18 protein-coding genes are annotated in these 26,926 nt (G+C 69.5%); 2 read left to right on the top strand and 16 right to left on the bottom strand.

The window, feature by feature from the left end; translation table 11 throughout:
* Nucleotides 1–32: 32 nt before the first annotated feature.
* From fusA to rpsL, 3 genes are read right to left on the bottom strand one after another with little or no spacing between them, the layout of a single operon-like run.
* Nucleotides 33–2,135, bottom strand: a complete 2,103-nt coding sequence (gene fusA, locus LL648_RS18005; protein ID WP_308190348.1) for an elongation factor G — start codon at nucleotides 2,133–2,135, stop codon at nucleotides 33–35.
* 45 nt (nucleotides 2,136–2,180) lie between these two features.
* Nucleotides 2,181–2,651 (bottom strand): 30S ribosomal protein S7, encoded by a 471-nt coding sequence (gene rpsG, locus LL648_RS18000; RefSeq protein ID WP_232663750.1) that lies wholly within the window; start codon nucleotides 2,649–2,651, stop codon nucleotides 2,181–2,183.
* On the bottom strand, nucleotides 2,651–3,025 hold the full coding sequence (gene rpsL / locus LL648_RS17995) for a 30S ribosomal protein S12 (protein ID WP_232663749.1): 375 nt from the start codon (nucleotides 3,023–3,025) through the stop codon (nucleotides 2,651–2,653). Before rpsL ends, rpsG begins: the two co-directional genes overlap by 1 nt.
* 480 nt (nucleotides 3,026–3,505) lie before the next feature.
* On the opposite strand from rpsL, the gene LL648_RS17990 reads away from it, so the two are divergent.
* Together LL648_RS17990 and LL648_RS17985 are read left to right on the top strand one after the other, a co-directional pair.
* On the top strand, nucleotides 3,506–4,399 hold the full coding sequence (locus tag LL648_RS17990) for an alpha/beta hydrolase (protein WP_232663748.1): 894 nt from the start codon (nucleotides 3,506–3,508) through the stop codon (nucleotides 4,397–4,399).
* Between the two features lie 759 nt (nucleotides 4,400–5,158).
* Entirely contained in the window at nucleotides 5,159–7,465 is a 2,307-nt protein-coding gene (locus LL648_RS17985) for a helicase (RefSeq protein ID WP_232663747.1), read from the top strand.
* A 111-nt stretch (nucleotides 7,466–7,576) separates the two neighbouring features.
* Here LL648_RS17985 and LL648_RS17980 read toward each other — a convergent pair whose 3' ends face one another.
* From LL648_RS17980 to LL648_RS17920, 13 genes are all read right to left on the bottom strand, one after another.
* Nucleotides 7,577–11,500 carry a DNA-directed RNA polymerase subunit beta' gene (locus LL648_RS17980; protein WP_232663746.1) on the bottom strand — a complete coding sequence of 1,308 codons (3,924 nt, stop codon included), beginning with the start codon at nucleotides 11,498–11,500 and terminating at the stop codon, nucleotides 7,577–7,579.
* A 37-nt stretch (nucleotides 11,501–11,537) separates the two neighbouring features.
* The gene (gene rpoB, locus LL648_RS17975) at nucleotides 11,538–15,044 is read right to left on the bottom strand and encodes a DNA-directed RNA polymerase subunit beta (RefSeq protein ID WP_232663745.1); all 3,507 of its coding nucleotides are present in this window, start codon (nucleotides 15,042–15,044) and stop codon (nucleotides 11,538–11,540) included.
* 974 nt (nucleotides 15,045–16,018) lie between these two features.
* The gene (rplL, locus tag LL648_RS17970; RefSeq protein WP_232663744.1) at nucleotides 16,019–16,405 is read right to left on the bottom strand and encodes a 50S ribosomal protein L7/L12; all 387 of its coding nucleotides are present in this window, start codon (nucleotides 16,403–16,405) and stop codon (nucleotides 16,019–16,021) included.
* A gap of 42 nt (nucleotides 16,406–16,447) precedes the next feature.
* A complete protein-coding gene (gene rplJ / locus LL648_RS17965) occupies nucleotides 16,448–17,038 on the bottom strand; it encodes a 50S ribosomal protein L10 (RefSeq protein WP_232663743.1) in 591 nt (196 codons plus the stop codon).
* Nucleotides 17,039–17,339: 301 nt separating this feature from the next.
* Entirely contained in the window at nucleotides 17,340–18,101 is a 762-nt protein-coding gene (locus LL648_RS17960) for a hypothetical protein (RefSeq protein WP_232663742.1), read from the bottom strand.
* A gap of 132 nt (nucleotides 18,102–18,233) precedes the next feature.
* A complete protein-coding gene (locus tag LL648_RS17955; protein ID WP_232663741.1) occupies nucleotides 18,234–18,842 on the bottom strand; it encodes a hypothetical protein in 609 nt (202 codons plus the stop codon).
* A gap of 27 nt (nucleotides 18,843–18,869) precedes the next feature.
* Entirely contained in the window at nucleotides 18,870–20,093 is a 1,224-nt protein-coding gene (locus tag LL648_RS17950) for an MCE family protein (protein WP_232663740.1), read from the bottom strand.
* Nucleotides 20,090–21,346 carry an MCE family protein gene (locus LL648_RS17945; protein ID WP_232663739.1) on the bottom strand — a complete coding sequence of 419 codons (1,257 nt, stop codon included), beginning with the start codon at nucleotides 21,344–21,346 and terminating at the stop codon, nucleotides 20,090–20,092. The genes LL648_RS17950 and LL648_RS17945 overlap by 4 nt, the downstream gene beginning before the upstream one ends.
* On the bottom strand, nucleotides 21,343–22,659 hold the full coding sequence (locus LL648_RS17940; protein WP_232663738.1) for an MCE family protein: 1,317 nt from the start codon (nucleotides 22,657–22,659) through the stop codon (nucleotides 21,343–21,345). Before LL648_RS17940 ends, LL648_RS17945 begins: the two co-directional genes overlap by 4 nt.
* Nucleotide 22,660: 1 nt before the next feature.
* Nucleotides 22,661–23,626 (bottom strand): MCE family protein, encoded by a 966-nt coding sequence (locus LL648_RS17935; RefSeq protein ID WP_232663954.1) that lies wholly within the window; start codon nucleotides 23,624–23,626, stop codon nucleotides 22,661–22,663.
* Entirely contained in the window at nucleotides 23,626–24,786 is a 1,161-nt protein-coding gene (locus LL648_RS17930; RefSeq protein ID WP_232663737.1) for an MCE family protein, read from the bottom strand. Before LL648_RS17930 ends, LL648_RS17935 begins: the two co-directional genes overlap by 1 nt.
* Nucleotides 24,783–26,090: an MCE family protein gene (locus LL648_RS17925; protein WP_232663736.1), complete on the bottom strand. Its 1,308-nt coding sequence runs from the start codon at nucleotides 26,088–26,090 to the stop codon at nucleotides 24,783–24,785. The genes LL648_RS17930 and LL648_RS17925 overlap by 4 nt, the downstream gene beginning before the upstream one ends.
* Nucleotides 26,087–26,926: an MlaE family ABC transporter permease gene (locus LL648_RS17920; RefSeq protein ID WP_232663735.1), complete on the bottom strand. Its 840-nt coding sequence runs from the start codon at nucleotides 26,924–26,926 to the stop codon at nucleotides 26,087–26,089. Before LL648_RS17920 ends, LL648_RS17925 begins: the two co-directional genes overlap by 4 nt.

The raw sequence follows: 26,926 nt of genomic DNA, 5'->3' as shown, positions 1-26,926 counted from the left end.
CGCGGACGCTACCGGTCCGCGACCCGAGCCTCTTACTCGCCCGTTGCCTTCGCGATGATTTCCTTCGCCACGTTGGTGGGAACCTCCGCGTACGAGTCGAAAACCATCGTGTAGTTCGCCCGGCCCTGCGTCCGCGACCGGAGGTCGCCGACGTAGCCGAACATCTCGGACAGCGGGACGAGCGCCTTGACGATGCGAGCGCCGGCCCGCTCCTCCATGGCCTGGATCTGGCCACGGCGGGAGTTCAGGTCGCCGATCACCTCTCCCATGTAGTCCTCGGGAGTGGTGACCTCGACGGCCATCATGGGCTCCAGCAGGGCCGGGTCGGCCTTGCGCGCAGCCTCCTTGAGCGCCATCGAGCCGGCCACCTTGAACGCCATCTCCGAAGAGTCGACCTCGTGGTACTGGCCGTCGAGCAGCGTCAGCTTGATGCCGACGAGCGGGTAGCCCGCGATGACGCCGTACTGCATGGCGTCCTGCGCACCGGCGTCGACCGACGGGATGTACTCCCGGGGGACGCGGCCACCGCTGACCTTGTTGTCGAACTCGTAGAGCGCGCCGTCGGCCGTGTCGAGCGGCTCCAGCTTGATGATCACGCGGGCGAACTGGCCCGAGCCACCCGTCTGCTTCTTGTGGGTGTACTCGTACTTGTCGACCGTCTTGCGGATCGTCTCGCGGTAAGCCACCTGCGGCTTGCCGATGTTGGCCTCGACCTTGTAGTCGCTCTTCATCCGGTTGACGAGCACCTCGAGGTGCAGCTCGCCCATGCCGGCGAGAATGGTCTGACCACTCTCGTCGTCCTGGGAGACCTGGAACGTCGGGTCCTCCTCGGCCAGGCGCTGGATCGCGATGCCCAGCTTCTCCTGGTCGGCCTTGGTCTTCGGCTCGACCGCAACCTGGATGACCGGGTCGGGGAACGTCATCGACTCGAGCACGATGGGCGCCTGCGGGTCGCTGAGCGTCTCGCCGGTGGTGGTGTCCTTGAGCCCCGTGATCGCGTAGATGTGGCCGACCATGGCGTCGTCGACCGGGTTCTCCTTGTTGGCGTGCATCTGGAAGATCTTCCCGATGCGCTCCTTGCGGTCCTTGGTCGAGTTGATGACCTGGGCGCCCGCCGCGACCCGACCCGAGTAGACCCGGATGTAGGTCAGCTTGCCGTAGAACGGGTGCGCGGCGATCTTGAAGGCGAGCGCCGAGAACGGCTCGTCCTTGCTGGGCTTGCGGCTGGCCGGGGTCTCCCCGTCCTGCAGCGTGCCCTCGACCGGCGGCAGGTCGTACGGCGCCGGCAGGTAGTCGATGACCGCGTCGAGCATGGGCTGGATGCCCTTGTTCTTGTACGCGGAACCACACAGCACCGGGTAGGCGGCGCGGTCGGTCACGATCTTCCGGATGCCGGCCTTGATCTGCGCGGTGGTGAGCTCCTCGCCACCGAGGTAGGCCTCCATCAGCGCGTCGTCGGTCTCCGCGACGGCCTCGACGAGCGCCTCGCGGTACTCCGCGGCCTTCTCGGCGAGATCGGCGGGGATCTCCTCGACGGTGTAGTCCTCGCCCTTCTGGACCTCACCGCGCCAGGTCAGCGCACGCATCTCGACGAGGTCGATGACCCCGATGAAGTCGTTCTCCGAGCCGATCGGCAGCTGGATGGGCAGCGGCTTGGCCGCGAGGCGATCCTGGATCGTCCGCACGGTGAAGTAGAAGTCCGCGCCGAGCTTGTCCATCTTGTTGACGAAGCAGATGCGCGGGACGTCGTACTTGGTGGCCTGCCGCCAGACCTGCTCGGACTGCGGCTCGACCCCCTCCTTGCCGTCGAAGACCGCGACCGCGCCGTCGAGCACCCGCAGGTTGCGCTCCACCTCGACGGTGAAGTCGACGTGCCCGGGGGTGTCGATGATGTTGATCTGGTGGTCTTTCCAGAAGCAGGTGGTAGCCGCGGACGTGATCGTGATGCCGCGCTTCTGCTCCTCCTCCATCCAGTCCATCGTCGCCGCGCCGTCGTGCACCTCACCGATCTTGTAGTTGATCCCGGTGTAGTACAGGATCCGCTCGGTGGTGGTGGTCTTGCCGGCGTCGATGTGCGCCATGATGCCGATGTTGCGAACCCTCGTCAGGTCCGTCAGCACGTCCTGTGCTGCCACTGCTTCAGCTCTCCCTCGACAGGTTGGCGATCGACGGTCGGCCGGTCACCAGCGGTAGTGGGCGAAGGCCTTGTTGGACTCCGCCATCTTGTGCATGTCCTCGCGCCGCTTCACGCTGGCGCCGAGGCCGTTGCTCGCATCGAGCAGCTCGTTCATCAGGCGCTCGGTCATGGTCTTCTCGCGGCGCTGCCCGGCGTAGGAGACCAGCCAGCGCAGGGCCAGCGTGGTCTGCCGGGGCGCGCGGACCTCGACCGGCACCTGGTAGGTCGCACCACCGACGCGGCGGCTCTTGACCTCCAGAGCCGGCTTCACGTTGTCCATGGCGCGCTTCAGCGTGACGACCGGGTCGGTGCCGGTCTTCTCACGCGTGCCTTCGAGCGCTGCGTAGACGATGCGCTCGGCCAGCGAGCGCTTGCCGTCCTGGAGCACCTTGTTCACCAGCTGGGTGACCAGCGGCGAGCTGTACACCGGGTCGGAAACCAGCGGACGCTTCGGAGCGGGGCCCTTACGAGGCATCAGCTCTTCTCCTTCTTCGCGCCGTACTTGCTGCGCGCCTGCTTGCGGTTCTTCACACCCTGGGTGTCCAGCGACCCCCGGACGATCTTGTAACGCACGCCGGGGAGGTCCTTCACCCGTCCGCCCCTGACCAGGACGATCGAGTGCTCCTGCAGGTTGTGGCCCTCACCAGGGATGTAAGCGGTGATCTCCATCGCGCTGGAAAGCTTGACGCGAGCGACCTTGCGCAGTGCGGAGTTCGGCTTCTTCGGCGTGGTTGTGTACACGCGAGTGCAAACTCCGCGGCGCTGGGGGCTTCCCTTCAGCGCTGCGGTCTTGGTCTTGGAGTCCTTGTCCTGACGGCCCTTGCGGACCAGCTGCTGGATCGTGGGCATGAACCGTCTGCTTCTTCCCGTCGGCGTGCTCTTCTGGTGGTACTCGTTGGTTCGTGCGGGAGCTCGGCTGCATCAGCCGACCTCCCCCGAGGTCGGGCGTGTCGCACCCCGGGACACCGTGCTGAAGTCGGGGGACCTCGCGGGAAGCCTGGGGCCCGCGTGCCGTGCCGGGAGCGATCTCGCATCCGTATGGAGCGCGGGATGCGCGACCAGCGCCCGCAAGGCACGCAGATCGGCCCGACCGAAGTCGGGCGCAAGACAACAGGGTACCCGCCCCTTCGAAAGGGGGTCAAAACGGGTCCTGCGTCGGCGCTGGTCGGTCCTCGCAGGGTGCCGCATGCTCCAGCGCTCCGCAAGAGGACTCGCCCGCTCGCCGCACCCGGGCATCCGTTCATCGCGACCCGGTCGGCCCCGTGCTCGGTGCGAATACTCCTCCTTCGGGGCGTTTCGCGCCCGGCGCACAGTGTTTACCGTTCAGTAGTGCATGTGTCGCGCTCGGTGCTCCGGCTGGCGAGCCGCGGTGTCATCGCCCCGCTGCTCAACCCCTCCTACCCCGTGACCGTTCGACGCCGGGTGCTCGACGCCACCGGCTACACGGTGCTCGCACCGCGCGGGACCCGCCGCAGCCGTGGCGCTCTCGGCGGAGTACCGACCGAGCGGGTCGCGGCCCGCGAGGCGGCCGGCCCGCACCAGGTGCTCTACCTGCACGGTGGCGGCTACCAGGTGGGATCACCGACGTCGCACCGCGGGCTGGCCGCGCACCTCAGCCTCGCGGCCTCGGCGCCCGTCCACGTTCCGGACTACCGGCTCGCGCCGGAGCATCCCTATCCCGCAGCCGTCGACGACGTGGAGCGCTGCTTCCTCGCCCTGCGTGAGGCAGGACATCCAGCACAACGCATCGCGGTCGTCGGAGATTCCGCGGGCGGCGGGCTGGCGATGGCGCTCGTGCTGCGGCTGCGTGCCGCCGGCGCGGACCTGCCGGGCTCGATCGGGCTGATCTCCCCGTGGCTCGACCTCGACCTGCGATTCCCCGAGCTGTGGACCAACGCCGACAGCGACGCGATGCTCGACCCGCGCTGGCTCGCCGAGGCCGTGCGCGCCTACTGCGGCGCAGAGCGCTGCGCGGAACTGACCCCGCTCGACGCCGACCTCTCCGGCCTGCCGCCGATCCACACGTTCGTCGGCACCGACGAGATCCTGCTGGGCGACACCAACGCGCTCGTCGCGGCCGTCGAGAAGGCGGGCGGCTCGATCACGTGCCGCCGCGACCCCGGGATGTGGCACGACCACCTCGTCTTCGCCGGCATGCTCCAGGAGGCCGACGACGCGATGGCGGAGCTGGGCGGCGCCTTGCGCGCCGACTGCGCGGCCTGACCGGTTCGAGACCGACCGCTTTCCCGGCACCCCCAACCCGCCCCGCCTGCCCGACCACCCGAGCTCGGGTGCGGGGGCCAGCCCTGGATGTGTGCGTTGCGCACGCGAGGGCACCCCGGGGTGAGCTGCAGCGATTCACCTGGTCGCTGAACGAACGGCACTTTCGTCCATACCTAGTGGACGAAAGTGCCGTTCGTTCGCTTCCGGCCCGGCTGGCGGGGGTGCGCGGACAGCGGGCGCAGGGGCGTGGCGCGTGCCTTGCCAGGAAAGTCCGCCATGGCCGCGGCCGCCACGAGGAATGAGGCCGTGCTGAGTGCGGCTCGGGCCGGGCGAAAGGGTGCCTCCCGCATCTCGCGTGCGCCGGGCCGGCACGGGACGTCAGGAAAGCCACGCACGTAGCCGCAGTGGACGAGGGTGGGTGCACCAGCGACCCCGAGACCAGGCACGGGCGGTGGTGGGCCGGCCGGGATGTGTGCGTTGCGCACGCGAGGGCAGGAAAGCCACTTTCCTGCCCTGTGAGGGCCGGAAAGTGGCTTTCCTGCCCTCCCCCAACCCCGGGCTGAGCGGCGCGAGCCGCGGCGGGTGATCGTGAGTTGAGTGGCGACCTCGCTGCGGACGAGGTGGCTGCCCGAGCAGCGCGCGCAGGGCGCCTTGCCAGGAAAGCCACTTTCCTGGCACCCCCGACGGGCAGCCTGGCCGCTCGCCAGGTTCACCCGAACCGGTTTTGCGCGACCGCTATCCCGGGAGTTATTCTGAGGGGTGCGTTTCGATACGGAATCCAGTCTTACGCAACTCAATTCTAGCACGCCCCAGAAAGGTCTGGAAAGGCCCTCGTTCGAGCAGGAACGGGAGGCCGAGACCGCTCGGATCCAGCGGCTGCACGCGCTGCTCGCCGCGGAGCTGGAGCTCGCGACCGCGCAGGCCAGGGGCATGCTCGCTGCTCAGACGGGCGACGAGTACAGCGCGCGGTGGGAGCGTGACGTCTCCGTGCACAGCTGGTCGGAGCGCAAAGCCGCGCTGGCCGCGGCCCGGTCGGGGCTGTGCTTCGGCCGGCTCGACCACATCGACGGCTCGACCGCCTACATCGGACGGATCGGGCTCACCGACCCGACCGACGGGGAGAGCGCGCTGACCGACTGGCGGGCGCCCGCAGCGCGTCCTTTCTATTGCGCGACGTTGGCGTCGCCGCTCGGCGTGGCTGTGCGCCGCCATTTCCAGCTCGCGGGCCGAGCGCCGCTCGAACACGTCGAGACGTTCCACGACGACGTGTTCGACGGGACGGCGGTAGCCGCCAGTACCGAATCAGCATCGGATCCGGCATTGCTGGCCGCGTTGAACGCACCCCGCGGTTCGGCGATGCGCGACATCGTGACCACGATCCAGGCCGAGCAGGACGGGATCATCCGGCTGCCGCTCTCCGGCACGGTCGTCATCGAGGGCGGCCCCGGGACGGGCAAGACCGCCGTCGCGCTGCACCGGGTCGCCTACCTGCTCTATTCCTACCGCGAGCAGCTGGCGCGCAGGGGTGTGCTGGTCGTCGGGCCGAGCGCGGGGTTCATCCGGTACGTCGGGGGCGTGCTCCCCGCGCTGGGCGAGTCGTCGGTGGCGTTCACGACGCCCGGTCGGCTGCGGCACGGCGTGGTTGCGACCGCCCTCGATCCGGACGGCGTCGCCGCGCTGAAGGGCGACCTCGTGATGCTGGACGTGTTGCGCCGCGCCGTCGCCGACCGGCAGGAGCTGCCTGGGACGCCGATCACGATCGAGCTCGAGGACGTCACCGTCGAGATCGACGACGCGACGGCCGCCGAGGCCCGCGATCGCGCCCGCGCGACCGGGCTGCTGCACAACGCCGCGCGGACGGCGTTCCGCGACGCGCTCGGCGGCTTGCTCGTCTCGCAGGGTGTCGAGCGCATCAACAAGGAGCTCGAGGACCCGCCGGAGCTCGCCGAGATCCTCGAAGAGCTCGGCGATCTGCCCGAGATCGGTGTGGTCGGCGCCGCCCAGGTGACGGCCGAGCTGCGCGCCGAGGTGCGTGAAGACCTGCGCGCGCACCCTGATTTCCACGCAACTGTCGAACGGCTCTGGCCACGGCTCACCCCTGAAAGGGCGCTCGCCGACCTGTACGGGTCGCCGGCGCGCCTCGCGACCGCGGGTGGTGACATCGACGTCGCCGCCCTGCACCGCGAGGGTGGCAGCTGGACCGTGGCGGACGCACCGCTGCTCGACGAGCTGGCCGAGCTGCTCGGGCCGGTGCAGGCGGCGCAGGAGGGCACCGGGCCGGACCGCCGGTACGCCGCCGACGTGCTGGCGAGCCTCGACGCCGCCGACCGCGACCTCGCCGGGGAGGACCCCGACGAGCTGCGCGCGAGCGACTTCGTCACCGCCGACCTGCTCGCCGAGCGCCAGACGCCGGACAGCCTGATGAGCGTCGCGGAGCGAGCGGCGGCCGACCGCGACTGGCGCTACGGGCACCTCGTCGTCGACGAGGCGCAGGAGCTCTCGGCCATGGACTGGCACGTGCTGATGCGGCGCTGCCCGTCGAGGTCGGTCACCGCGGTCGGCGACCTCGCGCAGCGCAGCGCCGCGGCCGGCGCGCACACCTGGGACGACGTGCTCGCGCCGCACCTCGGCGACCGGTGGACGTACCGCACGCTCACGGTCAACTACCGGACACCCACCGAGATCATGGATCTCGCCGCGGAGGTGCTGGCGCGGTTCGCGCCGGATCGCACACCACCGGAGTCGGTGCGGGCGACGGGCGAGCACCCGTGGCAGCGAACGGTCGCCCCTGAGGCGCTCGGCGACGCGCTGCATGCGGCCGTCGATGAAGAAGCCGCCGCGCTGGGCCGAGGCACGCTCGCCGTGATCGCGCCAGACCCGGCCGGTCTTCCCGACCTGAGCGGAACGGCCGCGCAGGTGCACACGCCGGTCTCGGCGAAGGGCCTCGAGTTCGACGTCGTCGTGATCGTGGACCCGGAGCGGATCGAGGCGCACAACCCGGCCGACCTCTACGTCTCGATCACCCGCGCAACCCGACGGCTGGGGCTGATGAACGTACGGCGGTGAGACAACGCGAAAGGGGCCGGACACCGCCACGGGAGAGCGGTACCCGGCCCCTTTCGGGCCTCGCCTTCGGTGCCGGCCGGACCACCGTCGTGGCCCGGCCAGCAGCGCTACCTACCGGTAGTCGCGACCGAAGTCGTAGTCGTCCAACGGCACCGCGGCACCGGTGCCGGTGCCGAACACGTCGGGGCTGTAGTAGCCGTCGTCGTAGCTCGGCAGCGCGTAGGCCGCCGCGCGGGCCTCCTCCGTGGGCTGGACCTGGATGTTGCGGTAGCGGCTGATGCCCGTACCGGCCGGGATCAGCTTTCCGATGATCACGTTCTCCTTGAGCCCGACGAGCTTGTCGCGCTTTCCGTTGATCGCGGCATCGGTGAGGATCCGGGTGGTCTCCTGGAACGAGGCCGCGGACAGCCACGACTCGGTGGCCAGCGAGGCCTTCGTGATCCCCATGAGCACCGGACGGCCGGAGGCGGGCTCGCCGCCCTCGGCGACAACACGCCGGTTCTGGGTCTCGAAGTCGGACCGCTCGGCGAGTGCGCCCGGCAGGAACTCCGTCGAACCGGAATCGAGGATCGTCACCCGGCGCAGCATCTGCCGGACGATCACCTCGATGTGCTTGTCGTGGATGTCCACGCTCTGCGTGCGGTACACCTTCTGCACCTCACGCACGAGGTGCAGCTGCACCTCACGCGGGCCCATGACACGCAGCACCTCGTGCGGGTTGGCCGTGCCCTCGAGGAGCAGCTGGCCCACGTGCACGTGGTCGCCGTCGGCGAGCGGACGCTCCTGGCCGTCGACCGTGGTCATGGCCAGCCACTGCCGCTTCGACAGCTTGTCGTAGACGATCTCCTCGCCGCCGTCGTCCGGCGTCAGGAGGATCTTCATGAAGCGGTCGCCGTCCTCGATCGCGATGGTGCCGTCGACGTCCGCGATCGGTGCGGTGCCCTTGGGCACACGCGCCTCGAACAGCTCCTGGACACGCGGCAGACCGGTCGTGATGTCGTCGCCGGCCACACCACCCTGGTGGAACGTACGCATCGTCAGCTGCGTACCGGGCTCACCGATCGACTGCGCCGCGACGATGCCGACGGCCTCGCCGACGTCCACCAGCTTGCCGGTGGCCATCGAGCGGCCGTAGCAGTAGCCGCAGATGCCGGTGGCAGACGTGCAGGTGAGCGCGCTGCGCACCTTGATCGTCTTGATGCCGGCCTCGACGAGCCTGTCGAGCGCGGGGTCGCCCAGGTCGTCGCCGCGAGCCACGATCAGCTCGCCGTCGGGACCGGTGACGTCCTCGGCCGACGTGCGTGCGTACACGCTCGTGCGGATGAAGCGGTGCGCCACCCTGCGGCCGTCGGAGGTCTCCTCCGTGACCGGCATGGGGATGCTGCGCTCGGTGCCGCAGTCGACCTCGCGGACGATGACGTCCTGCGACACGTCGACCAGACGACGGGTCAGGTAGCCCGACTCCGCCGTACGCAGCGCGGTGTCGGCCAGACCCTTCCGGGTGCCGTGCGTGGAGATGAAGTACTCCAGCACCGACAGGCCCTCACGGAAGTTGGACTTGATCGGGCGGGGGATGTACTCACCCTTCGGGTTGGCGACCAGACCACGCATCCCGGCGAGCTGCCGGACCTGGGTCATGTTGCCCGCCGCGCCGGACTTCACGATCGTGGGGATCGGGTTGTCCTCGGGGAAGTTGTCCTCCATGGCCTTGGCGACCTCTTCGGACGCCTGGGTCCAGATCTTGACCATCTCGTCGTTGCGCTCCTGGTGGGAGAGCGCGCCGCGCTGGTAGCGCTTCTTGACCTGCTCGGCCTTCGCCTCGTAGCCGTCGAGGATCTGCTGCTTGTTGGCAGGCACGACGACGTCCGACACCGCGAGGGTCACCCCGGAACGCGTGGCCCAGTAGAAGCCGGCGTCCTTGAGGCGGTCGAGCACCTGCGCGACCTCGGTCATCGAGTACCGCTCGGCCAGGTCGTTGATGATCGCGGCCTGGCGCTTCTTGGGCAGGATCTCGTTGACGAACGGGTAGTCCGGCGGGAGCAGCTCGTTGAAGAGCACGCGCCCGAGGGTGGTCTCGGCGAGGTAGGACTCGCCGGGGTTCCAGCCCTTCTCGACCAGGCTCGGGTAGACCTCCGCGGGCGGGACGACACCGGTGAGCCGGATCTTGATCGGCGCCTGCAGGTGCAGCACCTTGCGGTCGTAGGCCATGATCGCCTCGGCCACCGACGAGTACACGTTGCCCGTGCCGTCGGCGCCGTCGCGCTCACGGCTCAGGTGGTACAGACCCGTGACCATGTCCAGACGCGGCATCGCGAGCGGTCGGCCGGACGCCGGCGAGAGGATGTTGTTGCTCGAAAGCATCAGCACCCGGGCCTCGGACTGCGCCTCCGCCGAGAGCGGGAGGTGGACCGCCATCTGGTCGCCGTCGAAGTCGGCGTTGAACGCCTCGCAGACCAGCGGGTGCAGCTGGATGGCCTTGCCCTCCACCAGCTGCGGCTCGAAGGCCTGGATGCCGAGACGGTGCAGGGTCGGTGCGCGGTTGAGCAGCACCGGGTGCTCGGAGATGACCTCTTCGAGCACGTCCCACACCTGCGAGCGGCCACGCTCGACCATGCGCTTCGCGGACTTGATGTTCTGCGCGTGGTTGAGGTCGACCAGCCGCTTCATGACGAACGGCTTGAACAGCTCCAGCGCCATCTGCTTCGGCAGGCCGCACTGGTGCAGCTTGAGCTGCGGGCCGACGACGATGACCGAACGGCCGGAGTAGTCGACGCGCTTGCCGAGCAGGTTCTGGCGGAACCGGCCCTGCTTGCCCTTGAGCAGGTCGGACAGCGACTTGAGCGGGCGGTTGCCCGGCCCGGTCACCGGCCGGCCGCGGCGGCCGTTGTCGAACAGCGCGTCGACGGCCTCCTGCAGCATCCGCTTCTCGTTGTTGACGATGATCTCGGGCGCGCCGAGGTCGATCAGCCTCTTGAGGCGGTTGTTGCGGTTGATCACGCGGCGGTACAGGTCGTTCAGGTCGGAGGTCGCGAAGCGGCCACCATCGAGCTGCACCATCGGACGCAGGTCCGGCGGGATCACCGGGACGCAGTCGAGGACCATGCCCATCGGCGAGTTGCCGGTGGTCTGGAACGCCGCGACGACCTTGAGCCGCTTGAGCGCGCGGAGCTTCTTCTGCCCCTTGCCGCTGCGGATCGTCTCGCGGAGGTTCTCGGCCTCGGCCGGGATGTCGAAGTTCTGCAGCAGGGTCTGGATCGCCTCGGCGCCCATGGACCCGGTGAAGTAGTCGCCGTAGCGGTCGTAGAGCTCGCGGTAGAGCCCCTCGTCGGCGATCAGCTGCTGGACGTCGAGCTTGGAGAAGGTGCTCCAGATCTCCTCGAGCCGGTCGAGCTCGCGCTGCGCCCGGTCGCGGAGCTGGCGCATCTCGCGCTCGCCGCCCTCCTTGACCTTGCGCCGGACGTCGCTCTTGGCACCCTCGGCCTCGAGCTCGGCGATGTCGGCCTCGAGCTTCTGCGCCCGGGCCTCCAGGTCGGTGTCGCGGCGGTTCTCGACCCGCTTGCGCTCCACGCTCATCTCGTTCTCGAGCGTGGACAGGTCGGTGTGGCGCAGCTCCTTGTTGACCGACGTGATCACGTAGGCCGCGAAGTAGATGATCTTCTCGAGGTCCTTGGGCGCCAGGTCGAGCAGGTAGCCGAGCCGGCTGGGCACACCCTTGAAGTACCAGATGTGCGTGACCGGGGCGGCCAGCTCGATGTGGCCCATCCGCTCACGGCGGACCTTGGCGCGCGTGACCTCGACGCCACAGCGCTCGCAGATGATCCCCTTGAACCGGACGCGCTTGTACTTGCCGCAGTAGCACTCCCAGTCGCGGGTCGGACCGAAGATCTTCTCGCAGAAGAGCCCGTCCTTCTCCGGCTTGAGCGTGCGGTAGTTGATGGTCTCGGGCTTCTTCACCTCGCCGTGGGACCACTGGCGGATGTCCTCCGCTGTGGCGAGGCCGATACGCAGTTCGTCGAAGAAGTTGACGTCGAGCACGAGTGTCCTCAGTTCCTTCGTTATCTGCCGGCGGGGATCAGTTGACGACGTCGTCGACGGTCATCGAGTCGGCTCCGGGGCGGCTGGACAGGTTGATGCCCAGGTTCGCCGCGGCCCGCTCGAGGTCCTCGTCGTCGGTGTCGCGCATCTCGATCGCCGCGCCGTCGCTCGAGAGCACCTCGACGTTCAGGCACAGCGACTGGAGCTCCTTGAGGAGCACCTTGAACGACTCCGGAATGCCTGGCTCGGGGATGTTCTCGCCCTTGACGATCGCCTCGTAGACCTTCACGCGGCCCACGACGTCGTCGGACTTGATCGTCAGCAGCTCCTGCAGCGTGTAAGCCGCGCCGTAGGCCTGCATCGCCCAGCACTCCATCTCGCCGAACCGCTGGCCACCGAACTGGGCCTTACCGCCCAGGGGCTGCTGCGTGATCATCGAGTACGGACCGGTGGACCGTGCGTGGATCTTGTCGTCCACGAGGTGGGCCAGCTTCAGGATGTACATGTAGCCGACCGACACCGGGAACGGGTACGGCTCGCCGGAACGCCCGTCGAACAGCTGGGCCTTCCCGTCGGCCTTGACCATCCGCTCGCCGTCGCGGTTGGGCAACGTCGAGCCGAGCAGCCCGGTGATCTCGTGCTCCTTGGCACCGTCGAAGACGGGGGTGGCGGTCTTCGTGCCGGCGGGAGCCGCGTACAGCTCCTCCGGCATCTTCGACGCCCACTCCGGATTGCCTTCGATGTCCCAGCCGGTCTTGGCGATCCACCCGAGGTGGGTCTCCAGCACCTGGCCGATGTTCATACGACGCGGGACACCGTGGGTGTTCAGGATGATGTCGACGGGGGTGCCGTCCGGCAGGAACGGCATGTCCTCCGCCGGGAGGATCTTGCCGATGACACCCTTGTTGCCGTGGCGGCCGGCGAGCTTGTCGCCGTCCTGGATCTTGCGCTTCTGCGCCACGTAGACGCGGACCAGCTCGTTGACGCCGGGCGCCAGCTCGTCCTCGTCGTCGCGGGAGAACACGCGGATCCCGATGACCTTGCCCGTCTCGCCGTGCGGCACCTTCAGCGAGGTGTCGCGCACCTCGCGCGCCTTCTCACCGAAGATCGCGCGGAGCAGGCGCTCCTCCGGGGTCAGCTCCGTCTCACCCTTGGGCGTGACCTTGCCGACCAGGATGTCGCCCGGCTGGACCTCGGCACCGATCCGGATGATGCCGCGCTCGTCGAGGTCGGCGAGGACCTCCTCCGAGACGTTCGGGATGTCCCTCGTGATCTCCTCGGCGCCCAGCTTGGTGTCGCGGGCGTCGATCTCGTGCTCCTCGATGTGGATCGACGTCAGCACGTCGTCCTGCACGAGACGCTGCGAGAGGATGATCGCGTCCTCGTAGTTGTGGCCCTCCCACGGCATGATCGCCACGAGCAGGTTCTTGCCCAGGGCCATCTCGCCGTCCTCGGTGCACGGCCCGTCGGCGAGCACCTGGCCCTGCTCGACGCGCGCGCCCTCGGCCACGATCGGCTTCTGGTTGATGCACGTGCCCTGGTTGCTGCGGCGGAACTTGTACAGCCGGTAGGTCTGGCGGGTGCCGTCGTCGGCCATCACCGTGATGAAGTCGGCGCACAGCTCCTCGACGATGCCGGCCTTCTCCGCGACGACGACGTCGCCGGCGTCGACCGCGGCACGCAGCTCCATACCGGTGCCGACCAGCGGCGACTCGCTGCGGAGCAGCGGGACGGCCTGACGCTGCATGTTCGCGCCCATGAGCGCGCGGTTCGCGTCGTCGTGCTCGAGGAACGGGATCATCGCGGTCGCGACGGACACCATCTGCCGCGGCGAGACGTCCATGTACTCGACGATGTTCGGCGAGACCAGGTCGGGCTCGCCGCCCTTGCGGCGGACCAGCACGCGCTCGGCGGTGAAGTTGCCGTCGTCGTCGAGCGGCTCGCTGGCCTGCGCGATGATGAAGCGGTCTTCCTCGTCGGCCGTGAGGTAGTCGATCTGGTCGGTCGCCCGGCTGTCCACGACCTTGCGGTACGGGGTCTGCAGGAAGCCGAACGGGTTCACCTGCGCGAAGCTCGCCAGGTTGCCGATCAGGCCGATGTTCGGGCCTTCAGGGGTCTCGATCGGGCACATGCGGCCGTAGTGGCTCGTGTGCACGTCGCGGACCTCGAAGCCGGCCCGCTCGCGGGACAGACCACCGGGGCCGAGGGCGTTCAGCCTGCGCTTGTGCGTCAGACCGGCCAGCGGGTTGTGCTGGTCCATGAACTGCGACAGCTGCGACGTGCCGAAGAACTCCTTGATCGCCGCCACGACCGGGCGGATGTTGATCAGGGTCTGCGGCGTGATCGCCTCGACGTCCTGGGTGGTCATGCGCTCGCGGACGACCCGCTCCATGCGGGACAGACCGACGCGGACCTGGTTCTGGATCAGCTCGCCGACCGTGCGGATGCGCCGGTTGCCGAAGTGGTCGATGTCGTCGGTCTCGACCGGGATCTCGACGGCGTTCTCGCCCTCGCCGGCCGTCATCATCGTGTCGCCCGCGTGCAGGCGCACGAGGTACTCGATGGCGGTGGCGATGTCGTCCTCGGTCAGCGTCCCGGTCTTCGGGTCGATCTTCAGACCGAGCTTCTTGTTGGCCTTGTAGCGGCCCACCTTGGCGAGGTCGTAGCGCTTGTCCTTGAAGAACAGGTTCTCCAGGAGCGTCTGCGCGCTCTCGCGGGTGGGCGGTTCGCCCGGGCGCAGCTTGCGGTAGATGTCGAGCAGCGCCTCGTCCTGCCCGGCGGTGTGGTCCTTCTCCAGCGTCGCGAGCATCGTCTCGGAGAACCCGAAGCGGGCCGAGATCTGCTCGTTCGTCCAGCCGAGCGCCTTCAGCAGCACCGTGACGGGCTGGCGGCGCTTGCGGTCGATGCGCACACCGACGGTGTCGCGCTTGTCGACGTCGAACTCGAGCCACGCGCCGCGGCTCGGGATGACCCGCACCGAGTAGACGTCCTTCTCGGTGGTCTTGTCGATGTCGTGCGCGAAGTACACGCCCGGCGAGCGGACCAGCTGCGAGACCACGACACGCTCGGTGCCGTTGATGATGAAGGTGCCCTTGTCGGTCATCACGGGGAAGTCGCCCATGAAGACCGTCTGGCTCTTGATCTCACCGGTGGTGTTGTTGGTGAACTCCGCGGTGACGAACAGCGGGGCGCCGTAGGTCATGTCCTTGTCGCGGCACTCCTCGACGCTCGCCTTGACCTCGTCGAAACGGGGGTCGGAGAACGAGAGGGACATCGAGCCGGAGAAGTCCTCGATCGGCGAGATCTCGGCGAGGATCTCCTCGAGACCGCCGACCGGGTTCTCGTCGCCGGCGTCGATCCGACGCTGGAACCATGCCTCGTCGCCGACCAGCCATTCGAACGACTGGGTCTGCAGGTCGAGTAGGTCGGGAACCTCGAGCGGCTCGCGGATCTTCGCGAAGGTCACCCGGGTCGGTGCGCCGGGAAAGCTCGGGTTGGCCGAGACGGAGGTCGCGGGAGTCGTGGTGGCGCGGGACGAAGCCAAGATGCGTCCTTCCGGAACTGCGCTCTCATCTGGCGAGCACCACGCCTCGCGCGCTACCGTTTGCTCGACCGACCCAGGCGGGAGGTCCGGGTCGGAGTGGCCCACGGTGACGCTTGCGGTGCACGCCGTCTGTTGTCAGGGCACGGCCGCCGACCAGCCACGCAAACACCGAGCGAGATCCCTGCGGTGGGGAGCCCTCTGAGCGCGCGCGAAGCTGGACGGAGGCAGCGCAAAGAGGCAGTCTAGCTGCAAATGCAGCGGCTGTCGAGACAGGTCACCAAGGCAACCATCGAGACCTAAGAGTGACCTGACTGACGCACCGAGTCAAGACTCTACGCGTCGGTAAGTGGTCTGTTTTGCGGGATGACCGGCCGTGAACTGTGCATGAACAGGTCTTCCCTGCTCACGCCGAGCGTCCTCAACCCGTTCGGGCGACCGCCCGTCGGGGGTAAACCGTGTCGCCGAAGTCACTCGTCAGGGGTTCAGAGCGCGCTCGACGGTCACGTAGACCACAACGCAGGGGGTTCTGCCGGCCTTCCATGCCCCGGTCGTGACACTGGACACACGCGGATGGGGGCGGGATGTGTGCGTTCCGCACGCGTTGTCTGGAAAGTCACTTTCCCGGCGCCACGCGTCCTGAAAGTGGCTTTCCAGGCACCGGGGCCGGCGTAGGCCCCGCTGGCTGGCACTTGCCCGCCGGGTGTGCTCGTGGCGTGCGGGTGGCGGTGGCTGCTGCGACCGACGGCCGACCGCGAGCCAGGACCGGCCGTGTGCGAGGGCAGGAAAGTGGCTTTCCTGCCCTGTGGGGGCCGGAAAGTGGCTTTCCTGCCCTCCCGGCCGCGTCCACAGGCTGGTCGAGGCCGGCAGCGGCGACCTCGCAGAGGTGTGTGTTGCAGACGGGCAACCCCCGAACGACGAACGGCACCTGCGCCCACGTGCGTGGGCGAGGTGCCGTTCGGCTGCTGGTGCTGGTGTCAGCTGAGGCTGACCTTCGCGCCGGCGTCTTCGAGCTTGGTCTTCGCGGCCTCGGCCGCGTCCTTGGCGACACCCTCGAGGATGGGCTTCGGGGCGGCCTCGACGAGGTCCTTCGCCTCCTTCAGGCCCAGGCCCGAGACGAGCTCGCGGACGACCTTGATGACCTGGATCTTCTTGTCGCCGGCAGCCTCGAGGACGACGTTGAACTCGTCCTTCTCCTCCGGGGCCTCGGCGGCGGCGGGCGCAGCGCCGGGGGCGGCGACGGCGACCGGGGCGGCCGCGGTGACGTCGAAGGTCTCCTCGAACTTCTTCACGAACTCCGACAGCTCGATCAGGGTGAGGTCCTTGAAGGCCTCGAGCAGCTCGTCGGTGGACAGCTTCGCCATGGTGGCGTCCTCTCTAGTACTTGCTAACGCAGGGGGTGGTGGTCAGCTCTCGGCGTCTTCAGCCGGAGCCTCGGTGGTGTCGGCGGCGGTGTCGGCGGCAGGCGCAGCCTCGCCACCTTCGGCGGCACGCTTGTCGGCCAGCGCCTGCGCGAGGCGGGCGACCTGCGACGCCGGTGCGGCGAAGAGACCGGCGGCCTTGGCCATGGTCCCCTTCATCGCGCCGGCCAGCTTGGACAGCAGCACCTCGCGCGACTCGAGGTCGGCGAGCTGGTTGACCTCGGCGACGGTCAGCGCGCGACCGTCCATGAAGCCGCCCTTGATCACCAGGGCCTTGTTGTCCTTGGCGAAGTCGCGCAGCGCCTTCGCGGCGTCGACCGGCTCGCCGGTAATGAACGCGATGGCGGTCGGGCCGACGAGCAGCTGCTCGAGGCCGTTCATGCCTGCGTCCTCGGCTGCCCGCTTGACCAGCGTGTTCTTGGCGACGCGGTACGACGCGCCATCGCCGAGCGAACGACGCAGGGTCGTCAGCTGGGACATGGTGAGGCCGCGGTACTCGGTGACCACCGAGGCGGACGCGCCCCGGAACTTCTCGGCGATCTCTTCGACCGCTTCGACCTTGTCGGGTCGGGCCATCCCTTGCCTCCTCTCGGTTGTCGGGTTTCCGTCGTGACGGACCCACGGCGACGACCTCAGGAGGAAGGAACCCAGAGAAGCGACAACGCCCCGGCGCAGAAGCGCACGGGGCGTTCAGGGCGCACCACGGGCGCGCCTCGACAACTACCTCGTCCTCCTGCGCGGGCCGTCCGCTTCAGCGGAGCCTTCGCACGCTCGACGTGATCGCTCACGACAGGCGCGGACCTGCGGTCTTCGGTGGAACCTCGAACAACGATACGGCACGACCTGCGGCGTTCGCACGCGGGTTCGCCCGCGCCCGTCATTCCACGATGACGTCGGCGACCTTCCACTTGCCGTCGACCCGCTCGCCGATCACCTCGACGCGGCCCGACGCGGACGTCTCGTCCGCCTTGCCGCCCTCCGCGACGCGGGTGCCGCGCTGGTCGATGAACGCCACGAGCACCGCGCGGTCGCCCTCGATGCTCTGCACCGCGGCCTTCCGGACCACCGCGCTCATCACGGCCTGCAGCTTCGGGGCCTGCTCCCGGATCACGCCGAAGACCTGCTTGTACTTCTCCGCGTACGCCGGGGTGGAGACCGCGAGCGCAGCCTTCTCGTTCTCGTCGAGGCGGGCGAAGTCGTAGGAGTAGACGCTCACCAGCGCGTCGCTCAGCTCGCCGGAGACCTGCGCCGTCGCGGGCGGATCGACGAGCGCGGTGTTCGCCGCGGCCGGGGTACCGCGCCGCTCGGCCGCGGCGATCCCGAAGAACACCGCGAGGCCCGTGAAGACGACGATGGCGCCGACGAGCACGGGCACGGCCGCGCTCCGCAACCAGTCGGGCAGCCACGCCGGTGTCGCGGTGCTCCCGCTGTCGCCCGCGCCGGCGTTCTCACGCTTCGCCGGGGCCTTCTTCGCAGGGGCCTTGTTCACAGCTGCCGACTTGCCGGACGGCTTGTCCAGCGCCACCTTGGGCTTCTCGTCCTCGACGACGGCGACGCGCGCCACCGTCGTGTCGGCAGCGCTAACAGCATCAGCAGCGGCGTCGTCGGCCGGCTTGCTGCCGACGGCTGTGTCATTCACAGCGGGGTCGTGCACAGCGGGCGTTCCGGCGACCCGCGGCCTGCGGATCCCCGTCGTGCGGGTACGCGGCCCTCGTGGGCGTGGCGGCGTGGTGGGCATGGCGGGCACCTCCTCGATGGATGTGAGCGGGTCTCAGCCGGCCGTCGGCGTGCCGACGAGCGCGAAGCGGCTCGCCTTCCAGCCGGCGTCGGTGCGGACCATCTCCATCTCCATCCGGTACCGGAGCAGCCCTTCCTCGCCGCCCGCGAGCGGCTTGGCCTTCATGTCGATCCCGACGATCACCTGCGCGGTGCCGGCGTGCAGGTTGAGCTCGGAGACGGCGGCACTCTTCACCTCGACCGTCGTGGTCCACTTCAGGTCGGTGACGCGCTTCTCGGCCGCGGCCCGCCGGGTGGCGAGCTCCTCGGCGAACGAACCGCCCGCCACCGTCAGCCACCGGTCGACGACGGCCTTGGGGTCGGCGCTGTCGTAGGTGTTGATGACGACCGCCGCCTGCTGGGCGTCGATGAGCGCTGCGTCGCGGGCGACGGCGAGATCGATGTCGTCGTCGCCCATCGCCGACGCGAAGAGCAAACCGAACACCAGCGCGGCGATCGCGGCCAGCGCCGCCGCGACGCCGAGGACCTGCAGCAACCGCTTGTTCTCCGACAAGCGCGGCTTCGCCGGGCCGGCCGGCGGGGCCGGCTTCTCAGCCGGCTGCTCGGCCTTCGCTGCCGTGTCAGAGGCATCCAGAACGGTCATGCGGCTCTCCAGCCGTCGGGGACAGGGTCAGCCGAACAGGATCTGGGCCGGGGAGCTCAGCGGTGGAGGCGAGTCCACCGGTGCCGACCCTGCTGGCAGTGGTCCGGTCGGTCCGACCGGGGCGTCCGCTGGCGGCAACGGGGTAGCCGCACCTGGGACATTCTGCGCCCCGCGAACCGTGATGGGGCTCCCGGGGGGCTCCGCGCAGTGCAAGTCGGGGTCCGGGGTGAGCGGTTCGAGATCATCACCGGAGCGGTGCGGGGTGGCCTCGTAGCCCTGCGCGCAGGGGTACGGGTCGAAGAGGTTGACCACCAGCCCGAGGTGCGCCGTGCCGTCGTCGGGGATGACGGAGTAGCCGCTCGACGCCAGCCCCGGGTACTCCACGAGGAACTGCCGCAGGCCGGCCTGGCGCGGCTCCGCGACCCGCGAGACCGTCAGCAGGCCCGCGATGAGCTCGGACGCCCCGCTGCCGCTCTCGTCGAGCAGCCCGGAGATCTGGTCGGCGGCCTCGGGCCCGTTCGCGATGAGCCTGCGCACGTCGGGGTCCGACGACGCCAGCTGGTCGGCGAGCAGCGCGAGGTCCTTGCTGAAGCTCTTGAACGAGCCGGCCGTCTCGTTCTGCGTGGTCAGCACGGTCCGGCTGTCGGTGATCAGCGCGAGCGTCTGCGGCAGGGCGTCGACGGCGTCGGTGGTGAACGCGTCGGTGGTGTCCAGGATCTTCTGCAGCGGCTGCGCGGTGTCGGAGAACGCCGTGCCGAGCTCGTCGACGACCGTGCGCAGCGAGTCGAGCGGGACGGAGCGGACGAAGTCGTCGAGGTCGACGACGAGGTTCTCCACCGGCACCGGGATGCTCGTGCGGTTCACCGGGATCACCGATCCGGATTCGAGCGAGGGCCCGCCGCGGCTGGTCGGCTGCAGGTCGACGTACTGCTCGCCGATCGCCGAGAGGTTGCGCACCTGCGCGTCGAGGTCGGCGGGGATCGACGGCGCGCTGCGGTCGATGTCGAGCTGCACGTCGACGCCCTGGTCGGTGAGGGTCAGCTCGCCGACGCGCCCGACGCTCACCCCGCGGTAGGTGACGTCGGCGCCGGTGAAGATGCCGCCGGAGTCGGCCAGCTGCATCCGCACCGGGTACGTCGTCGCGCCGAAGACGTCGCCGAAGCCGGCGTAGCGGAACCCGGCGTACCCGACCCCCGCCAACGCGAGAGCGAGGAACGCCGCCAGCTGGATCCGGACGATGCGCGAGATCATCCGCCACCTCCGAACAGGCCGTCGAACAAGCCGCCGCCTTCGGGTTCCGGTTCCGGTTCTTCGTCGCGTTGCGCGGGCGGCACCTGGGATCCCGTCGTCGGTGCCGGCTCGACCTGGCCCGGCAGGGGCAGCGGGAACGCCTGCCCGGCCCCGTCGGCACCCAGCAGCGGCCCGAGCAGCTGCGACGTGGGCGGCAGCGCGCTGAGCGGGCTGTCGGGGCCGAGCAGCGGCTGGTTGGAGCGCGCGAGGTTCTCGAGGATGTGCCCGAGGTCGAGGTCGGCTCGGATGTAGAGGTTGGCGTAGTCGCCCGCGAACGCGTCGACGGCGGCGTCGGTGAACGGCGGGGTCAGGAAGAACTCCAGCGAGTTCACGAGGTCCGAGCCGGACTCGGCCAGCTTGCGCAGGATCGGGCGCAGGTGCTCGATGTCGGCGAGCAGGTCGTCCCTGCTCTGCTCGACGACGTCGGTGGCGACACCGGAGAGCCGGTCGAGCGCCTTGAGCATGTCGACGAGCGCCCCGCGCTGGCTCTCCAGCTCGCGCAGCCCCGGCGCGAGGTCGTCGAGCGCGGTCTCGATCTGGCCCTTGCGGTCGTCGAGCGTCACGGCGAGCCGGTTGATCTCGTCGATCGCCCTGGTGATCTCGCCCTTCTTGGAGTCGAGCGCGCCGACCATGTTGTCGAGGTCGCCGAGCAGCGTCCTGATCTCGGGCTCGTTGCCGGTGAGCGCCTTGTTCAGCTCGGTGGCGATGGTCCGGATCTGCGCGACGCCGCCGCCGTTGAGCAGCATCGAGAGCGCGCCGAGCACCTCCTCGACCTCGGCGGCGCGGCCCGTGCGGGCGAGCGGGATCAGTGCGCCGTCGGCGAGCTTCGAGACGACCGGCCCCGGCTTCTCCGGGGCGAGCAGCTCGACGAACTTCTCGCCCAACAGGCTGGTGGTGCGCACCCTGGCCTGCGCGTCGGCCGGCAGCGGCACGTCGCCGTTGACCATGACGGTGACGTTGGCCGTCCAGTTGGGGCCGACGGCGATGCCGGTGACCGTCCCGACCGGCACGTCGTTGACCTTCACCAGCGACTGCGGCACGAGGTCGACGACGTCGGCGAACTCGATGACCACCTCGTAGGGGTGGTCACCGAGGTCGGCGCCACCGGGCAGGTCGACGCCGCGCAGGCCGCCGGAGAGCACCCCGCAGCCGCTGGTGAGCACCGCGGCGACGGTGGCGACGGCGGCGAGCCGGACGACGTTGCGGCGGGTCACGATCCACCCCCGCCGGAGTCGCCGGAGTCGCCGGACTGGTCGCCCTGGGTACCCGAGCTGTCCTCGTCCTGCTTCGGCTCGCTCCGGGTCGCCGACGGGCCCTGCGCCCCCTCGGACCCCTCGGCCTTGTCGGCCGGATCCGTCGGGAGCGCGAGCCCCGGCAGCGGCGGCGGCTTGCCGGCCTGCAGCGACGTGATCACCTCGGCCGCGCTGGGCAGCGGGACGGCCCCGTCGAGCACGCCGCCGAGCCGCGAGCAGGTGTCGGCGAGGTTCTTCGGGACGTCCTTGGGTGCACCGCGCTTGAGCATCTCGCAGATCAGCACGATCGGCGGCTGCGTGAGCTCGTTGATGTCGGCGCGCGTGTCGAGCGTTCCCGACGAGCCGTTGTAGGTGTTGACCAGGTTGGACAGCGCGGTCGGCGCGACGTCGAAGATCTCGGCCAGCGCGTCCTGCTGCTTGACGAGCACCTTCGTGACGTCGTTCAGCTTGTCGATGTTGCCCTTCAACGCCTCGCGGTTGTCCTCGACGAAGTCGGCGACGTCGCCGAGCGCGACCGAGAGCTCCGCCACCGAGCTCCCGAGGTCGCCGCGCTCGTCCGCGAGGAAGCCCGCGACCTCGGCCAACCGGCCGTTGAACTCGCGGACCTGCTGGTCGTTCGCCGAGATGTTGGAGACGAACGACTGGAGCTGGGTGACCGTCCCGAAGAGCTCCTCGCGCGAGTCGGCGAGCGTCCCGGAGAGCTCGCCGAGGTTGCGGATGCTGTCGTTGACCGCCTGCCCGTTGCCGGCGAGGTTCTCGGCGCCGACGTTCAGCACGTCCGAGATCGCGCCCTGCGCGTTCGCGCCCTGCGGTCCGAGCGCCTTCGACAGCTCCGACGCTGTGCGCGCGAGGTCGTCGACGCCGAGCGGCACCGCGGTGCGCTCCAGCGGGATCACGCCGTCGTCGGCGAGCTGCGGCCCACCGCTATACATGGGCGTGAGCTGGATGTACCGGCCGGTGACGAGGCTCGGGGAGATCACGACGGCGCGGACGTCGGCCGGCAGCACGATGTCGGGGTCGTCGATCTGCATGTCGACCCGCACCCGGGTGCCCTCGGGCACGACGGCGGTGATCCGGCCGACCGGCACGCCCAGCATGCGCACGCCGTTGTCCTCGAACACGGCCGACGCCGAGGTGAAGTAGGCGGTGACGGTGCGGCCCGCCGGGCGGAGCAGCAGGTAGAGACCCGACGCCACGAGCAGCGCGACGACGGCGATGATCGCCGTCCACTGGAACTGGCGGCGGTCGGTGAGGGAGAACCCCTTGGTCGACACCTCAGCACCCCCCGGGGTTGAGCGGGCCGATCGGCGGGACGGGGAGCAGCCCGCAGATGTAGTTGTCGAACCAGCGCCCGTTGCCGACGGCGTTGGTGAACACCCGGACGAACGTCGCCTGCTTCGGGATGGCCTTGTCGAGGTAGTCCCGGTTGCGCTGCAGCAGCTCGGCCACCTTGTCGAGCTTCTCCAGGGTCGGGCGCAACTGGTCGCGGTTGTCCTCGACGAGCCCGCGCAGCTCCTTGGAGAGGTCGCGCGTGCCGTCGAGCAGCGAGCTGATCGCGTCGCGGCGCTTCTTCAGCTCGTCGAGCAGCAGGTTCCCGTCCTCCAGCAGCTTCGTGAACTCGCCGTTGCGTTCGGCGAGCACCGTCGAGAGGTTGTTCGTGCCGGCGAGCAGCGTGCGGATCTCCTCGTCGCGGCTGGCGATCGTGGTGGACAGCCGCGAGAGGCCGTCCAGCGCTCCCCTGATCTCTGGGGCGGTGCCGCGGAAGGTGTCCGAGAGCGTCGTCAGGCTCGCGGTGAGCTGCTTGGTGTCGAGCTGGTCGATCGTCGACGAGAGCCCGTCGAACGCCTCGACGACGTCGAACGGCGACGACGTGCGGGCGAGCGGGATGGGCTGGTCGGGGTCGAGCTCGCGGTCGCCCTGCGGGTCGAGCGAGAGGAACTTCGAGCCGAGCAGCGTCTTGATCTCGATCGACGCGCGGGTGCGGTCGCCGACCCAGGCGTCGGTGACGTGGAACGTCACTAGCACGCGGTTCGCGGCGAGCTTGACCGAGTCGACCCGGCCGGCCTCGACACCCGCGATGGCGACGAGGTCGCCCGCGGTCAGCCCGGCCGCCTCGGAGAACTCGGCCTGGTACGTCGTGCCGCCGCCGAAGATCTTCGGGCCGTTGAAGGCCAGCACGACGACCAGCAGGATCAGCAGGATGCCGGTGATCGCGACGGGCACCGGACCGCGTTTCGTGATCAATTTCCCCCCAGCATCGGAAGGAGCGGCACCTCGGGCACGGCGAACGGCGCTTCCGGCGCACCGGTCGGGAGCGAGGGCGGCAACCCGTCGAGCAGGCCGGGACGCTGCCCCTCGACGCCGTCGGGATCGGAACCGCAGCGCGGCGACGGGCTGCTGTAGGCCGGGATCTCCACCGGCGGCAGGTACGGCTCCAGGCCGACCGAGCCGGTGAGGCCGCACAGGTAGAACTGGAACCAGCTGCCGTAGCTGCCCGCCCTGGTGATCGTGTCGAGCTTGTAGGGCAGGAACTGGATGGTCTTCTCCAGCTTGTCGCTGGTGTCGTTCAGGTTGCCGGCGAGGTCGCCGAGCGCGGCGATGTCGTCGCGCAGCCCGGGCCGCGCGTCGCCGACGAGGTCGCCCGTGACCTCGGTGAGCCGCCCGATGGAGACGAGCGCCTCGCCGATCGGTTCCCGGTCCTCCGCGAGCCCCGACACCAGCCCCTGCAGCGACGAGACCAGCTCGGAGAGCTTCCCGTCGCGCGAGTTGACGGTGTCGAGCACCGAGTTCAGGTTGTCGATCACCTGGCCGATCACCTCGTCGCGGTCGGCGAGCGTGTTGGTCAGCGAAGCGGTGCTGGCGAGCAGGCTCTGCACCGTGCCGCCCTGCCCTTGCAGGACCTGCACGATCTCGAACGAGAGCTGGTTGACCTGCTGCGGGTCGAGCGCGGCGAACAGCGGCTTGAACCCGTTGAAGAGCGTCGTGAGGTTCAGCGGCGGGCGGGTGCGCTCCACCGGGATCGTCCCGTCGGCGGGCAGCCGCTCCCCCGTCGGGCTGTCGCCGGGGCCGAGCGCGAGGAACCGCTGGCCGATCAGGTTCTTGTAGAGGACCGACGCCGTCGCCGAGGCCGGGACGGACTGTGCGGCGTCGACGGTGAACGCGACCTCGGCGAAGCGGCGGTCGACGATGCGCACGTCGTCGACCACACCGACGATGACCCCGGCGATGCGCACGTCGTCGCCCGGCAGCAGGCCGGTGGCGTCGGTGAACCGGGCGGTGTATGCGGTGCGGTCGCCTGCGGAGCCGTTCGCGATGGTCACGGCGAGCACGGTCGTGGCGAGCGTGACCACCAGCGCGAGCGCCAGGAACTTGACGAGCGCTGCGACGGGGATGCGGCTCATGTCAGCGTCACCTCCGCGCCCCGGAAGAGCGGGCCGACAAGCAGCGAGCTCCACCCCGGCACGGCCTCGGGGGTCGAACCGGTGTGCAGCGCCAGCAACTCGGAGATCATCTTCTGCTCGGCGGGCGAGTTCGGCAGGCCCATGTCATCGGAGTGGAAGGACGCCGGAACGATGCCCAGCTCCTCGGGGTCGCCGGTGGGCTCCTCCTCGGGAGCGGGCGGGGGCTGCGCGCCGTTCTCGAACGGACCGTCGGGCGGGTTCTGCGGGCCCGGGTCGAGGATCGGGTAGCACCGGGGCCCGCGGTCGTCCTCGTAGCGCGGCTCGTCGCGGTTCGGGACGTACTTGCCCTGGTTGTTGACGATCTCCAAGGTGATGTGGATGCCGGGCTTCCCGGTGTCCTTGCCGTACGCCTTGTCGGCCAGCGGGACGATCCCCGCCACCTGGTTGAACAGGCAGGGGAACTCCGGCGCGTACCGGGCGAGGCTCTCCAGCGTCGGGCGGGCCGAGGCGCTCAGCCCGATCAGGTTCTTCTTGTTGTCGGAGAGGAACGCCTTCAGGTCGTCCGAGGCCTCGGTGATGCTGTCGAAGAACTCCGACAGCTCCTCGCGCTGGTCGACGACGGTGCGGCTGGTGACGGTGAAGTCCTCCAGCGCGTCGAGCAGGTCGGGCGCCGCCTCGCGCAGGTTGCCGGAGTAGTTGGCCAGCTGCGTGATGTCTTCTTGCAGGTCGGGGATCGCCGGGCGCAGGCCACCGGTCAGCTCCTGGAGCCTGACGAGCGTGCGGCCGAGGTTCTCGCCGCGCCCTTCGAGCGACTGCGACAGCGCGCCGAGCGTCGTCGCGAGGTCCTGCGGCTCGACGGCCTGCAGCAGCGGGAGCAGGTCGTCGAGCACCCGCTCGACCTCGCGCGCGGCCTCGCTGCGGTCCTGCGGGATCACGTCGCCCGCCGCGATCGGCGCGGCGCGGGTCCCGTCGGGGATCACGAGCGAGACGTACTTCTCGCCGAAGAGCGTCTTCGGGATCAGCCTGGCCGAGACGTTCGCCGGGATGAGGTCGGCCTTGTCGGGCTGGATCGACATCTGCACGGTGGCGCCGGTGCCGTCGGACGTGACGGCGTCGACCGTGCCGACCTTGAGCCCGCGCACCTTGACGTCGGCCCGCTCGGTGAGCTGGTTGCCGACCCGCGCCACCTTCATCGTCACCGGCACGCCGCTCTCGAAGGTGCCTGCGTACTTGCCGATCGCGAGCGCCACCATCACGAGCAGCACCACGACGAAGGCGAGCCCCTGCAGCCTCTTCCTGATCATCCAGCCACGCTCACCGACGTCGAGGTCCCGAAGATCACCAGCGTGAGGAAGAAGTCGAGGATCGCGGTGCTGACGATCGAGAGGCGCACCGAGCGCCCGACCGCGATGCCGACGCCGGCCGGCCCGCCCTTGGCGGTGTAGCCGTAGTGGCAGTGGATCAGGATGATCACCATCGCGAAGATGATGACCTTGAGATAGGAGTACAGGACGTCGCTGACCGGTAGGAACAGGTCGAAGTAATGGTCGTACGTCCCGCCTGGTAGCCCGTTGAGCAGCGTCACGTTCAGGCGCGCGGCCGCGAAGCTCGCCAGCAGCCCGACGGTGTACATCGGGATGATCGCGATGACGCCCGCGATCACCCGGGTGGTGATCAGGTAGGGCACGCTCGGGACAGCCATCACCTCGAGCGCGTCGATCTCCTCCGAGATCCGCATCGCGCCGAGCTGGGCGGTGAAGCCCGCGCCGAGCGTCGCCGTCAGCGCCGCCGACGCGACGAGCGGTGCGATGTCGCGGGTGTTGAAGTAGGCCGTGATGAAGCCGGTCAGGGCCTCGACGCCGAGCGAGTCGAGCGCGCGGAAGCCCTGCAGGCCGACCAGGCTGCCGACGAACAGCGAGAGCGAGAGCATCACGCCGGCCGTGCCCAGGATGACGATCAGCGCACCGGACCCGAAGCTGACCTCGGCGAGCAGCCGCGCGATCTCACCGCGGTAGCGGCGCACCGTCCGCGGGATCCACGCGATCGCCCGGATGTAGAGGGAGAGCTGGTCGCCCAGTTCCTCCAGCGTGGTCAGCGGCACCGTCGCGGCGCGCTTCGCGTTCCTGCTCCAGGTGGCCAC

It is taken from the genome of Pseudonocardia sp. TRM90224 (assembly GCF_021245725.1).
Classification (GTDB): domain Bacteria; phylum Actinomycetota; class Actinomycetes; order Mycobacteriales; family Pseudonocardiaceae; genus Pseudonocardia.
Note: the sequence above shows the minus strand (reverse complement) of the source record. Positions and strands in the feature narration are given on the sequence as shown.

Excerpts from the sequence above, each read along its gene's own strand:
- LL648_RS17950 (WP_232663740.1), bottom strand. The coding sequence starts at position 20,093 with ATGATCTCGCGCATCGTCCGGATCCAGCTGGCGGCGTTCCTCGCTCTC.
- LL648_RS17930 (WP_232663737.1), bottom strand. The coding sequence starts at position 24,786 with ATGAGCCGCATCCCCGTCGCAGCGCTCGTCAAGTTCCTGGCGCTCGCG.
- rplJ (WP_232663743.1), bottom strand. The coding sequence starts at position 17,038 with ATGGCCCGACCCGACAAGGTCGAAGCGGTCGAAGAGATCGCCGAGAAG.
- LL648_RS17925 (WP_232663736.1), bottom strand. The coding sequence starts at position 26,090 with ATGATCAGGAAGAGGCTGCAGGGGCTCGCCTTCGTCGTGGTGCTGCTC.
- rpsG (WP_232663750.1), bottom strand. The coding sequence starts at position 2,651 with ATGCCTCGTAAGGGCCCCGCTCCGAAGCGTCCGCTGGTTTCCGACCCG.
- LL648_RS17955 (WP_232663741.1), bottom strand. The coding sequence starts at position 18,842 with ATGACCGTTCTGGATGCCTCTGACACGGCAGCGAAGGCCGAGCAGCCG.
- rpsL (WP_232663749.1), bottom strand. The coding sequence starts at position 3,025 with ATGCCCACGATCCAGCAGCTGGTCCGCAAGGGCCGTCAGGACAAGGAC.
- rplL (WP_232663744.1), bottom strand. The coding sequence starts at position 16,405 with ATGGCGAAGCTGTCCACCGACGAGCTGCTCGAGGCCTTCAAGGACCTC.